The organism is Thermococcus sp. (assembly GCF_027008145.1).
Classification (GTDB): domain Archaea; phylum Methanobacteriota_B; class Thermococci; order Thermococcales; family Thermococcaceae; genus Thermococcus.
Genome location: NZ_JALTCZ010000032.1, coordinates 1 through 10,707, shown reverse-complemented (window position 1 = coordinate 10,707; position 10,707 = coordinate 1). Strand labels below are relative to the sequence as shown.

At 54.2% G+C, this 10,707-nt stretch carries 17 protein-coding genes; 5 read left to right on the top strand and 12 right to left on the bottom strand.

Annotated elements, in window-relative coordinates; translation table 11 throughout:
- Positions 1-765 (top strand): hypothetical protein (locus MVD07_RS01535; protein WP_297497684.1); only part of this gene is annotated, 765 nt, incomplete at its 5' end.
- On the opposite strand, the gene MVD07_RS01530 is transcribed toward MVD07_RS01535, so the two are convergent.
- Positions 749-1,456, bottom strand: a complete 708-nt coding sequence (locus MVD07_RS01530; protein WP_297497681.1) for a 6-hydroxymethylpterin diphosphokinase MptE-like protein — start codon at positions 1,454-1,456, stop codon at positions 749-751. The two genes, MVD07_RS01535 and MVD07_RS01530, sit on opposite strands and share 17 nt — an antisense overlap.
- Positions 1,453-1,917 carry a Mut7-C RNAse domain-containing protein gene (locus MVD07_RS01525; protein WP_297497678.1) on the bottom strand — a complete coding sequence of 155 codons (465 nt, stop codon included), beginning with the start codon at positions 1,915-1,917 and terminating at the stop codon, positions 1,453-1,455. Before MVD07_RS01525 ends, MVD07_RS01530 begins: the two co-directional genes overlap by 4 nt.
- Before the next feature lie 188 nt (positions 1,918-2,105).
- On the opposite strand from MVD07_RS01525, the gene MVD07_RS01520 reads away from it, so the two are divergent.
- Complete coding sequence (locus tag MVD07_RS01520) at positions 2,106-2,855, top strand: MBL fold metallo-hydrolase (protein ID WP_297497693.1); 750 nt, start codon at positions 2,106-2,108, stop codon at positions 2,853-2,855.
- Here MVD07_RS01520 and MVD07_RS01515 read toward each other — a convergent pair.
- Together MVD07_RS01515 and MVD07_RS01510 are read right to left on the bottom strand one after the other, a co-directional pair.
- A complete protein-coding gene (locus MVD07_RS01515) occupies positions 2,846-3,388 on the bottom strand; it encodes a DUF234 domain-containing protein (RefSeq protein WP_297497675.1) in 543 nt (180 codons plus the stop codon). The two genes, MVD07_RS01520 and MVD07_RS01515, sit on opposite strands and share 10 nt — an antisense overlap.
- A 198-nt stretch (positions 3,389-3,586) precedes the next feature.
- A complete protein-coding gene (locus MVD07_RS01510; RefSeq protein WP_297497690.1) occupies positions 3,587-4,138 on the bottom strand; it encodes an ATP-binding protein in 552 nt (183 codons plus the stop codon).
- Positions 4,139-4,341: 203 nt separating this feature from the next.
- Between MVD07_RS01510 and MVD07_RS01505 the strand changes: the two genes are divergently transcribed.
- A complete protein-coding gene (locus tag MVD07_RS01505; protein WP_297497673.1) occupies positions 4,342-4,905 on the top strand; it encodes a nitroreductase family protein in 564 nt (187 codons plus the stop codon).
- On the opposite strand, the gene proC is transcribed toward MVD07_RS01505, so the two are convergent.
- The 5 genes from proC to MVD07_RS01480 all read right to left on the bottom strand — a co-directional run bounded on the left by proC (position 4,902) and on the right by MVD07_RS01480 (position 7,678).
- Positions 4,902-5,681, bottom strand: a complete 780-nt coding sequence (proC, locus tag MVD07_RS01500) for a pyrroline-5-carboxylate reductase (protein ID WP_297497671.1) — start codon at positions 5,679-5,681, stop codon at positions 4,902-4,904. The genes MVD07_RS01505 and proC overlap by 4 nt on opposite strands.
- Positions 5,682-5,770: 89 nt before the next feature.
- Positions 5,771-6,229 (bottom strand): dual specificity protein phosphatase family protein, encoded by a 459-nt coding sequence (locus tag MVD07_RS01495; RefSeq protein WP_297497669.1) that lies wholly within the window; start codon positions 6,227-6,229, stop codon positions 5,771-5,773.
- Positions 6,230-6,559 (bottom strand): methionine--tRNA ligase subunit beta, encoded by a 330-nt coding sequence (metG, locus tag MVD07_RS01490; protein WP_297497687.1) that lies wholly within the window; start codon positions 6,557-6,559, stop codon positions 6,230-6,232.
- A gap of 34 nt (positions 6,560-6,593) precedes the next feature.
- A complete protein-coding gene (locus tag MVD07_RS01485) occupies positions 6,594-7,265 on the bottom strand; it encodes a carbon-nitrogen hydrolase family protein (RefSeq protein WP_297497667.1) in 672 nt (223 codons plus the stop codon).
- A 2-nt stretch (positions 7,266-7,267) separates the two neighbouring features.
- Entirely contained in the window at positions 7,268-7,678 is a 411-nt protein-coding gene (locus tag MVD07_RS01480; protein ID WP_297497664.1) for a hypothetical protein, read from the bottom strand.
- A gap of 201 nt (positions 7,679-7,879) precedes the next feature.
- Between MVD07_RS01480 and MVD07_RS01475 the strand changes: the two genes are divergently transcribed.
- Positions 7,880-8,809 carry a hypothetical protein gene (locus MVD07_RS01475; RefSeq protein ID WP_297497662.1) on the top strand — a complete coding sequence of 310 codons (930 nt, stop codon included), beginning with the start codon at positions 7,880-7,882 and terminating at the stop codon, positions 8,807-8,809.
- A gap of 12 nt (positions 8,810-8,821) precedes the next feature.
- Positions 8,822-9,364, top strand: a complete 543-nt coding sequence (locus tag MVD07_RS01470; protein WP_297497659.1) for a GNAT family protein — start codon at positions 8,822-8,824, stop codon at positions 9,362-9,364.
- Here the strand turns inward: MVD07_RS01470 and MVD07_RS01465 are convergent.
- The 3 genes from MVD07_RS01465 to MVD07_RS01455 all read right to left on the bottom strand — a co-directional run.
- Positions 9,339-9,959, bottom strand: coding sequence for a CPBP family intramembrane glutamic endopeptidase (locus MVD07_RS01465; protein WP_297497656.1), 621 nt, complete (start codon positions 9,957-9,959; stop codon positions 9,339-9,341). The genes MVD07_RS01470 and MVD07_RS01465 overlap by 26 nt on opposite strands.
- Positions 9,952-10,251, bottom strand: a complete 300-nt coding sequence (locus MVD07_RS01460) for a transcriptional regulator (RefSeq protein WP_297497653.1) — start codon at positions 10,249-10,251, stop codon at positions 9,952-9,954. The genes MVD07_RS01465 and MVD07_RS01460 overlap by 8 nt, the downstream gene beginning before the upstream one ends.
- Before the next feature lies 1 nt (position 10,252).
- Positions 10,253-10,707, bottom strand: a 455-nt coding sequence (locus tag MVD07_RS01455; RefSeq protein WP_297497651.1) for a hypothetical protein, incomplete at its 5' end; no start/stop codon positions are given.

Sequence of the window (10,707 nt, the reverse complement as noted above, 5' to 3'; positions counted from 1 at the left end):
GGAATACACTTCGAGCTCCACGAACGTCCGGGCTTCGAGAGCTTCGTGGGGTACATGGTCGAGGGAACCCTGAAGGAGATAGAGAACACCATCTCCAGGCTTGAGGGGGCCGACGTCGAGGCCCTGAAGGAGGGCTTCATCTCGTTCAAGGAGAGCCTGAACCACGTCGTCGAGCACTTAAAAGCCGGTGAGAAGGCCGACGAGCTACTCAAGGAGGGGCTCTGGGTCGCAGAAATCCTCGACCAGCTCTACCGCCAGGGGGCTGTGGAATACGACGGGGAAAACATAAAGCTCAGAGAAGGAGTTGACCTCTCAAAGCTCAGGTTCGAGTTCAAGTTCCCCTTCAACCTCGTCCACAACCCGGAGAAGGTCGAGGAAAAGGCCAAGCAGTTTGCTTTCGCCGACCTCCTCATCGAGTACGAGTTCGAGATACTTGAAATGGACATAGGGAAGATAAACACACTTGGAAAGGTCGCGAGCAGGTACTTCTCTGAAGAGACGCTCCTGAAAGTATACTTCGCCCTTGTTGGAAGGGCGATTCTGGCGGAAGAGATGCTCAAGGCCCTCGGCGACAGGAAAGTGCCAGAGGAGGAGCTCGTCAGAAACTTCATGAGGGCATCACCCATAGTCGTCCCGACTCCAAAGGGGACACTGGTCATCAACTACTCAAAAGCCTCGCTTGAGGAAGTCCTGAGGCTCCTCAAAAGGCTCGGCTACATCGAGATAAAGGGCGGAAAGGTCAGGAAGCTCAGGGAGCTGGCCTGAGGTACCTGAGCCTCGCCCTTCCGTTTTTCTCCAACCATTGGAGGAGCTCCCGGGCAAAGGCAAACTTCTTCCTCTTGCTCTCCCAGACGGGCGAATGCCCCCTAAGGCTCGGCTTGCTCCACTTCCCAACTATATCGCCAAAGTCGAAGCCGACAAGCACTATCTCTCCCGCCCCTAAGGCTTCCGCCAGAAAGACGGCCCTGTCTCCGTCGGTGAAGCCTCCGAAGTTGTAGACGATGTCAAGCGGTTCCGTCTGGCAGGTTCCAAGAATCCTTGAGAAGAGCGGGACATAGGCCGTCAGGTTGTCTACGTTGTCCCCGTGGGCGTGGATAACCATGAACGCCCCCCTGTAGTTCGCTATCTTGAGGTCGGGAATCCTGCCGTCGAGGTCGGTGACGACAACATCGGGAACTACACCGTACTCCAGAAGGGCCGAAGTTGCACCGTCTGCCGAGATTAGCGTCCCATCCGAGAAGTCTAACTCCTCCAGGGCTTTTTCAAGGCTCGGGCCGGCGCCGAAGACGTAGGCTTTTTCCCCGATGATTGCCTCAAGCTCCTCCCTGAGGATGTACTCGTCGCCCTCAAGGAGCAGAGCGCGGAGGATTTGGGAGGCCTTCCTGTCCTTCTCGACCGAGTAGCCCATCTCTCGGACTATCCTCAAATAGAACGGCTTCCACTGCTCCCAGTTCATTTTTCTCCCCTCAGCTTTCTGTCCATCTTTACCATCTCCTCCCACTGCCTCCCGGGCCAGTAGATTTGACCGCAGTTCTTGCAGACGTAGAACTCATCGTACTTCTCGTAAACCTTCGGGGGGACCTTTCCTTTAACTTCCTCCTTTGAGGCACTTCTCAGAAGACCGTTGCACTTTGGACAGCGCGCGCTGGGCGGGAAGAGCTCCCCGAACTCGACGCCCAGTCTCCTGAGCTCCTCCACCTGCTCTTCAAGCGAGTTCGAATAGAGGAGGAAAACTTCAGCGCCTAGCTTTTCAGCCCTCTTCGCCAAACCAGAATCCCTCGTCAGGATTACCCTGTCCTCCCTGAGGGCAATCCTGACTATCTCGTCGTCGTCCTCAATACCGTATAGAGTGTCGTAGCCGTAGAGGCGGAGCCAGCGCGCCAGGCGACCGAGCATCATGTCGGCGATGAACCTCATCGAAATATATTAATCGAGTTGCGTTAAAGTGTTTGTGGTGGTTGACTACCATCCCTTCGAGTTTCACATCGTTGATGAATAGAGCTCAGGAGGTACGTTGAGCTTCTCAAGGTAAACCCTATCAAGGTCGAGTGGGGGGAAGGCTTTTTAAGCGGGAATATTTTATAGTCATAAAACTGGTGATTGAGATGCTCGTCTACTTCATCGGCACCGGCGGGAGCGAGGGAATTCCAGCTCATCTCTGCACCTGCCCGACCTGCAACGAGGCCAGAAGGTTCGGCTTTGCACAGAGAAAACCCTCAACCCTCGCCGTAATAACCGAAAACAAAAAAGCCGTTCTCTTTGACGTGGGAACAGACATAAGGGACTTCCTGAACGTTCCGCTGGAGGCTATCTTCCTGACCCACTGGCACCACGATCACATCTACGGCCTCTACAAGCTCCGCTGGATGGCGCTGGAGACCAAGCTCTACGCGCCGGAGGGGCACGCCGACGCTTTAATCCTCAACGACCCAAAGAACCTGAGGCCAAACGTGATAGGGCCGGGGCAGACCATAAGGATTGACAGCTTAAAAATCACGCCAGTAAAGCTCAACCACGAGGTCGAGACCTTAGGTTATCTGATTGAGGAAGACGGAAAGAACGTGGCTCTGCTCTACGACACGAAGGGTCTTCCGGAGGAGACGAAGGAGTTTTTGGAAGAGAGGGCCCCTCTGAGGCTGGCGATAGTTGACGCCACTTATCCGCCCGGAACCGACGACCCTTACCACAACAACGTTGATGAGGCCTCTAAGATAGGCCTTTCCCTCGCCGAGAGAACCGTTTTAAGCCACATATCGCACAAGAACCTGCCGTTCCTTGAGCTCGTGGAGTATGTGAGAGGGAGGTGGGGGAACAGGGTTCTGGTTGCCTACGACGGGATGGTGTTCTACGTTTGAGCGAAGTCCTCCAAGTCCCACGCGAGGTAGCCTTCTTTCCTGAGCTCATCCTTACCCTCAGCCTTCTTAGCCACCAGTCCGTAGAGTTTCTCCCAGTCATCCAGTTTCACAAGCTCACTCTTCCTCCCCAAGTCCTTCAGAATTCCCCCTGTCTCCCCCTTGCTTAGCTCTTTCCACTTTACCTCAACGAGGAGGGCCTTCTTCTCCCTTTCATTCAAAGCCATAAGGTCAATCTCCTCGTTCTTGTGCCACCAGCGGCCGATTTTTGTGAAGCGGAAGGAAAGCTTCCCTTTCCTGTTAAGCTCCACCAAGAACTGTCTCGCTATCTCTTCAGAGACAAAGCCGATGTAGCGGTTGAAGCCGGCATTAAAGTCCTCCAGTGCGCCCTCCGGGAAGCCGCTTTCAATCTCCTCGAAGTAGGGGGCAATGAAGCGAAACCAGAAAGCGAAGTACAGATCTTTGAAGCGGTAGATACCCCTCTTTGCCTTTCTGCCAACTGGAAGCTCCCTCTTCAGTATCCCAAGATCTTCCAAGATTCTGAGGTACCTCGCGGTGTTTTTGACTCAATGAAGGCGTGCTGGGCTATCTCATTCACCCTCGTCTTCCCCTTAGCTATCGCTTCAAGGAGTGTGTAATATGTCTCAGGCTCTCTAAACTTCTCCTCAAGCAGCTCCTTGGCCTCGCGGAAGAGGAAGGAATTGGGATCAAAGAAGTTTTCCCTTATCCCCTTCTCAACGTTCCTCCCCTCGAAGAGCTCGAGTTATCGGAACTCCCGAGGTTACTGCGTAGACCTTCACCACTTCTTCTGGGCGTAAGCTGGAAAACCACTCGAAGAGGCGCCTAAATTTTAGGGGCTGGAGGTTCAGCGCCGTGTCGCTCCTCCCGTAGAGCGGATTGGAGTAGTCGAAGAAGCTCCTCTTGAGAAGACCAACGGAGGAAGCCGAGAGGATGAGCATGAGGTCGCTTTCCGTTAGTATTTCATCAACTATGCTCTGGAACTCGGCCTCAACCTCGGAATAGCGGAGCAGATATGAGAACTCGTCGAGGAAGACGGTTAGCCTGCACCTCGACTGGGAAGCGATGAAGCGGAAGGCGTCGCTGAATGTAGAGAAGTTTGGGATGGGAATGCCGAAGTACTCTCCTATGACCCTGTTAAGCTTGTTCAGGTTGTACTCCCAGAGTCTCTTCTCGAACTGGACGCTTACGGCTTTCCTTCCCTTCAGGAACTCTCTGACGAGCCTGCTCTTCCCTATCCTTCTCCTGCCTGTGACAAGGACGAGGATGAAGCCCTTCCTTCTATAGAGCCTTTCAAGGGTCTCAAGCTCTTTCTCACGGTCAACAAATAATATAGTCGAAATACATAAAAGTGCTTCGCAGGGTGAGAAATAGCTCTACTTACTTGTATGTCTGATACGTTCCATCGAAGGCCCTATCCTTGAAGCCGTAAAGTTTTTTCGTTCAGCGCGTTAAATGGAACGGTGGTGACATGCGCGTTCTTGAGCTGGCCAGGCGGAGGAAGACGGTGAGGCAGTTCCTCCCGGACAAACCGCCTAAGGAAGATATACTGAAGGCGATTGAAGCGGCTAAGGAAGCCCCGAGCGGCATGAACGCCCAACCTTGGAAGTTCGTGGTAATCGATGACGACTGGCTTAAAGGCAGGATAGGGGAGCTGTGCGAAGCTGAGGAGGAGAAGTTCTATGCAAAGACAAAGGGCGACCTCATGACCTGGCTGAACGCCAAGGGCTTCAAACCGGAGAAGTCCTTCCTTAGTGAGGCACCTTACCTCATCCTCGTCTTCGGGCACACGAAAGCTCCATACTGGCTCCAATCAACGTGGATAGCGGTCGGATACCTGCTTCTGGCACTGGAAGAGCTCGGCCTCGGAACGGTGACCTACACACCGCCGAATCCAAAGCCAATTGAGGAACTGCTAAAGGTTTCCCCAGAGTACAAGCTCCAGACTATTCTGCCCGTTGGCTACCCTGCTGACCCAAAGCCGAAATACGGGAGGAGAAAGCTTGAGGAAGTTGTAAGCTTTAACGAGTTTTAGATCTTTCTCGACAGTATCCTCGACTTCTTTGCTGCCGCGTCCACCGCCTTCATGACGGCCGTCCTTACCCTCCCCTCCTCAAGCTCAAAGACGCCGTCTATGGTCGTCCCCCCGGGCGTTATCACCCACTCCCTCACCTCGGCGGGATGCTTATCCGTCTCCATCAGGAGCTTCGCAGTCCCCAGCAGGGTCTGGAGGGCGGCGAGCCTTGCCGTCTCCCGCGGGAGCCCAACTCTCAGTCCGCCATAGACCATGGCCTCAAGGAAAACCGTGACGTAGGCCGGCCCGGAGCCGCTGAGCCCGGTTATTGCATCCATGTGCTCCTCATCGACTCTTATACAGCGCCCAAAGGTGGAGAAAAATCCCTTGATCGTCTCCAGGTCATCACCCTCAAGGTCCGTTGCGTAGGCAGTGAACGACTCCTTAACGAGGATTGCTATGTTCGGCATCGCCCTGACAGCCTTGACTTTGGGAGCGAGCCTCCGGAGGTAGTTCAGCCCGATTCCAGCCGCTAGAGATATGAGGAACTTTCCGGTTAAGAGGTCGGAGACTTCCCCGAGAACGAGGCCAACCTTGTTGGGCTTTACCGCTAGAAAGACGGCCTCCGCCCACTCAACGGCCTCCCTGTTGTTTCTGGTAAGCTTAACCCCGTACTCCTCAAGCCACCCCACCTTTTCGAGGTTCCTCCTGGTGGCCACAACTTCGTGGCCCGCCTCACTCAGGGCCCTGACCACGGCACTCCCTATGGTTCCAGCACCTATCACGGCAACCTTCATGCCCGCACCCGTCTCATCAAGGCGTTATTTCCAAATAAACTTCTTCCCAAAGTACCCGTCGCTTTGACGGAAAATCGGGTAGATACGGCTCAATGTTGCCGATGTGACAGGTATCTCTCCAGCTCTTTTAGAACCCCCATCTGCTCCCGGCTTTCGACGGCGCCGTACCTTATCGAACGAACCCTCCTCAGTGCCTCACTGAGGGGAATGCCCTTCGAGTACATGAGCCAGGCGACCGCAACCGTCCCGCTCCTCCCGAGGCCGCCAAGACAGTGAATTAAAACCCTCCTGCCCTCCTTGACCCTGGCGTCAATCCAGTGAAGGATTTCGAGGAGCTGGCTAAGGCTTGGGGCCGTAAAATCTTCTATCGGGCTGTGAAAGACCTCGATTCCCCTTCTCTCCCACTCTTCGAGAGGATACGGAAGTTCGAACTCCCTGACGAGAACAACAACGGCGTCGAACTCCTCAGCCACTTTGCCCAGCTCGCTCCTCGTTGGCATCCGAGAGAAGGCCACGTTGTCATCGACGAACCTTGCCGAGGGCCACATTCACCACACCTTCGTTCCAACCGGCACCTCGTCGGGAACCGGGAGGAGGTAGACCTTTCCATCTTCCGTCTCCGCAACGATCAGCATCCCCCTGCTCTCGACGCCGGAGAGCTTCTTGGGCTTCAGGTTGAAGACGAAGACGAACTTCTTCCCTTCAAGGTCCTCCGGTGAATACCGGTCTGCTATGCCGCTGATTATCGTCCGCTCCTCACTTCCAAAGTCAACCTCAAGCTTAATGAGCTTCCGGGTTCTCTTCAGCCTCTCGGCCTTCTTCACGAGGCCGACCCGTAAATCAAACCTCCAGAACTCATCAACGTCGTAGAGCTCCATCGAACCCACCGGAGATAATTTCCCTGAAGGTATTTTAGGGTTGCCCATCCCAGATGAGGATTTCTTCACCCACAGATAATGCCAGCAGGGTTCCGTCGGCATCGAAGACCCAGGCCCCGCCCGGCGGGTGGCTGTTGACTATGAAGGTTCTGGTTCCAAGGAGCCTAACCCGCTCGGCCATCGCTTCAACGTCCTCCTCGTTCGGCTCTCCGTAGTCCGGTGAGTACTCCATCGGCACGAAGAGATAAGCTGGCCTTTTTCTCCTCACCCATTTCAAAATACGCTTGTTGTAGAGGTCGCCACAGATGATTAGAGCGACCTTGCTGAACTCCGTTCTTGCAGTTCTAACGGTGTTGCCGGTGCAGAACTTCATCGGCTCCTGGAACTTGCGGTACTTCAGGAGAACCTCGCCGTTCCTGTCTACCAGCAGGGCAGAGTTGTAAACGCAGTCCTTGTATGGCTCAAGGAGGCCGAAGACTATGTAAACGCCGTTCTTCCTCGCGAGTTCACTCACTCGTTCGACTATCTCATCGTAAAGCTCTGCCCCGCTGAAGTCCCACTCCTCGAAGCCTGTCAAACAGTATTCCGGAAATACCACGAAGTCGGGGTTATGCGCTAATGCCTCCTTAAAGCGCCTCTCGAACTCGGCCAAGTTGGCGCTGAAGTCTCCGGTTTTGACGCTCATGGGAATTAGGGCCACTCTCATTATCAAACCTCCAGCTTTTCAGAGGTCTGGAAAATCTTCTCGACGAGTCCCGGAGGCAAATCGTCCGGATTCTGGTATCTCGTTAAATCCTTCAGGAGGCTGTCGAGCTCTTTTGTCGTTTCGAGGTTTTTCTCAATGAGGGTGTTTCTCGTCGTGGAGTCGCCAAAGCTAACTACTTGAAGAAACAGATGGTAGCTGGATATAGCCGAGAACATTAGCTGAAACCTCTCATCATCCGTGTATGCCTGGAGGAGGTCGAAAGCCTCTTTAAGGTGCTCTACCCTGATGGAGTACGCGTAGGCATGGGAGATTATTAGACCATCCGAAGCATTCTCACGGAGGAGGTACTCAAAGGTTCCTCCAACGTCCGAGAGTCCCCTGGCGTCTTTCAGGCCATCAATGTAAACCGCCATTAAAAGGCTCTCCTCCTCTTCCTAGCAATTCCACAGGGAATATGAAGAAGCAAACAGAGCTAGGAGGAGCAGAAGCACTAGAAACCCGGTGAAGGTTTTCCTCTTCATCCCTGCCACCCATTTACTACTAATCGGCAAAAATTTTAAAACCTTTGCCGTGGATTCCCAGAGGATTTAAAACTATCAACGGGAGGTTCATAGATGAGAACATACTCCTTCGGCATTGAAACCGTTCCGGTTGCACTCGCTAGCGACCTGCTTATCGGGAGCGTCCACGACGGAAAGGCCTACAAGCTCATGCTCGCGAGGCTCGACGGTGAGGAAATAACGACCGTAAAGTTCATTTCTGGAGAAAAAGACTGGGAGGGACACAGTGTAGCAAAGCTTGCCGATGGCTACCTCATCGGCGGCGCAGCCGAGGGAAGGGCAACCCCCGATGGAGGCGAAGGGTGGATAGGCTACATCGCTAGGCTGAACGAGAACCTTGAAGTCCTCTGGGAGAGGAAGCTGGAAATCCTCGGCAATGAGTGCGTTTACTCGATCCTGCCAGCCGGGGACGGGGCCTTCATAGCCGGTGAGACCTCGGACGGGAAGGGCAGGGGTTTCTTCGTGGGGAGGATTACATTGGACGGCGAAGTCCTCTGGCTCAGAAACCTCGGCCCCTGGGACGATGCCGTGATTTCGGGCCTGGTTGAACTCAGCGGTAAGCCTGTCCTCGTTGGGAGTCTGAAGGAGGAGAAGTGGAGGGTTAAAGCGTTTGAGTTCACCGAGAATGGAGAGCTGGTAGGGGAAAGGGGGCTCGCTGGGGGAATAGCCCTGACGGCCGTCAGAATAAGTGGAAAAATGATCCTGGGTGGTTACAGAGGGAGCGATCTCTGGGTCCGGAGCGAGGACTGGGAGGTAACCCTCCCGAACGGTGCAGTGACTTCACTCCTGCCAGTTGAAGATGGCCTCCTCGTTGGGGGTGAAGTCGAGGGGAAAGCGGCGGTGATAAAGCTCGACCCAAAGGATAAAATTCTCTCGAAGAGGGAGCTCTGGGCGCACGGCTGGGTTGAGGTTTTAGGAGAGGGCGTTGCGCTTGGGGTTAGGGAGGAAGAGGGGAAGATGGTGATGGTGGTTGAGAAGGTTTAGGGGGTATCCACAATGAGGCCCATCGTTCTCAAAGGCGAGAAGGTCTCGCTAGGAATCCTTCTGAAGGGAGACCTTGGCAAAAGCTGGGAGTGGTTCAACGACAGGAGCACCGTCAGGTATCTCTTCAACTCGGCCCACTTCACACTGCTGGAGGAGGAAGAGGAGTTTTATGATGACCTAAAAAAGAACAAGGACAAGATGCCGACGTTTGCCGTGATTGAAAACAAAACCGGAAAGCTCGTGGGTATAGTAGGCTTCAACTGGATTAACTGGCAAGCGAGGTGGGGTGAGATACTCTACTACCTCGCCCCAGAGGAGAGAGGAAATGGCTACGGCACCGAGGTCGTCAAACTCCTCTGTGAGTACGCCTTCAGGCACCTCAACCTCCGCAAGGTCTGGGCCAAGGTGCACGAGGATAACACACCCTCGATAAGGGTTCTCGAAAAGAACGGGTTTACATTGAGCGGTCGCTTCAGGGGGCACGTCTGGAGCGATGGGAGATACATAGACGAGCTGATTTACGAGAAGTTTAGGAATTCTCATTCAGGAGACTGAAAATGAAACCCGCAAGATTCGCCGAAGAGTGAAAGGCGAAGGCCGTAAGAAGGGAACCACTGAAAGCAAAGAGGTAGCCAACGATTAGCCCCATGAGGAAAGCTCCGGCTGTTACGTACGCCTTCCTGCTGGAAGCCCCCTCGAAGGCTATCCAGTGCGGGAGGGCAAAGAGAAGGGCCGAAAACCCGATTGCACCCCGGAACTGACCTTGGCTTAGAAGGTAGCCCTCGACTAAACCCCTGTTGAGGCTCTCCTCGGCGAGGGGAGCTAAGATGAGTAGGAGCAGGACCCTCCAGAGGAGGCCCTCCGGCATTTCTGCTTTTACTCTAGCTTTTTCTCCGGGGAGGAGCCTTTCCCCGAGGTTTAACGCTAAGGAAACGAAAAACCCGCTGGCTATTGCATGAGGGAGGTAAACTAATCCAAAGCCGAGCGGAATTCTGAGGAGAGAAATCAAGGTGAGCGACAGGATTAGGAACGCCCCCTGAATTCCGGCACCTGCGAAGCCCTTTCCCCTCTCCGCCAGAAGGGAAGCGAGACTTGAGGAAGGCAGGAAGACTGCCAGCCAGAGGAGAAGAGCGTAGAGGTACTCAATCATCACCCACCACCTCGCGAAGGATCCTCATGACCCTTTCAAGCTCCTCCGTTCCTCTCTCGCTCAGCTCAACGAACTTCCTCGGCCTTTTGCCAAAGCCGTAGTAGGTTTTTACTATCCCGGCCTTTTCGAGGGCCTTGAGGTGGAAGTCGAGGTTTCCTGGGGTTAGCTTGAGGGCTTTAGCAAGTTCGATGAAGGTAGTCCTCTCACGGGAGAGGAGGTAGAGTGCTATGGCTAACCTCGTCGGGTTCCCAAGCGGTGAGTTCGCCAGCTCTCTGAGCCTCTCAGTCCTCATCTCACTCCCTCATGGCCTTTCTGATGTAGAGGAAAGCCGCGAAGGCAAAGGATGAGGAAATCACCATCACAGAGAAAGCCCCTGGGTTCATGGTGCCGTTTAGATGGTTCAAGAGGTACAGCGCGGAGAGGTTCATCAGCGAGGCAAGCACCTGCGGCCACTCGATCCGTCTAAGGAAGAACAAAGTAGACAGTACCATGAAGCCGACGCCGAGGCCCGCGAGAAGGAGCATGAATTCTGCCGTCTTGAACTCATACTGAGTAGGCGTAGAGAGCGAAAATACGAAGGCGAGCATTCCGGCGAGGAACCAACCGACAATCTGAGAGAGCGTGTACCTTCGGCTTTTTCTCGAAGGAACACCCAGTATCCTCTCAAGGGCCTCGATTTTTTTGAATATGAGTTTTTCCTCTGTAAAGAACCAGATTATCGCGAGGGTAGAAAGTATCATCCCCCCAT

Coding starts and splice junctions, on each gene's coding strand:
- MVD07_RS01530 (WP_297497681.1), bottom strand. CDS start 1,456: ATGAACTGGGAGCAGTGGAAGCCGTTCTATTTGAGGATAGTCCGAGAG.
- MVD07_RS01460 (WP_297497653.1), bottom strand. CDS start 10,251: ATGAGGACTGAGAGGCTCAGAGAGCTGGCGAACTCACCGCTTGGGAAC.
- proC (WP_297497671.1), bottom strand. CDS start 5,681: ATGAAGGTTGCCGTGATAGGTGCTGGAACCATAGGGAGTGCCGTGGTC.
- MVD07_RS01465 (WP_297497656.1), bottom strand. CDS start 9,959: ATGATTGAGTACCTCTACGCTCTTCTCCTCTGGCTGGCAGTCTTCCTG.
- MVD07_RS01485 (WP_297497667.1), bottom strand. CDS start 7,265: ATGAGAGTGGCCCTAATTCCCATGAGCGTCAAAACCGGAGACTTCAGC.
- MVD07_RS01480 (WP_297497664.1), bottom strand. CDS start 7,678: ATGGCGGTTTACATTGATGGCCTGAAAGACGCCAGGGGACTCTCGGAC.
- MVD07_RS01525 (WP_297497678.1), bottom strand. CDS start 1,917: ATGAGGTTCATCGCCGACATGATGCTCGGTCGCCTGGCGCGCTGGCTC.
- MVD07_RS01520 (WP_297497693.1), top strand. CDS start 2,106: ATGCTCGTCTACTTCATCGGCACCGGCGGGAGCGAGGGAATTCCAGCT.
- metG (WP_297497687.1), bottom strand. CDS start 6,559: ATGGAGCTCTACGACGTTGATGAGTTCTGGAGGTTTGATTTACGGGTC.
- MVD07_RS01505 (WP_297497673.1), top strand. CDS start 4,342: ATGCGCGTTCTTGAGCTGGCCAGGCGGAGGAAGACGGTGAGGCAGTTC.
- MVD07_RS01495 (WP_297497669.1), bottom strand. CDS start 6,229: ATGTGGCCCTCGGCAAGGTTCGTCGATGACAACGTGGCCTTCTCTCGG.
- MVD07_RS01470 (WP_297497659.1), top strand. CDS start 8,822: ATGAGGCCCATCGTTCTCAAAGGCGAGAAGGTCTCGCTAGGAATCCTT.
- MVD07_RS01475 (WP_297497662.1), top strand. CDS start 7,880: ATGAGAACATACTCCTTCGGCATTGAAACCGTTCCGGTTGCACTCGCT.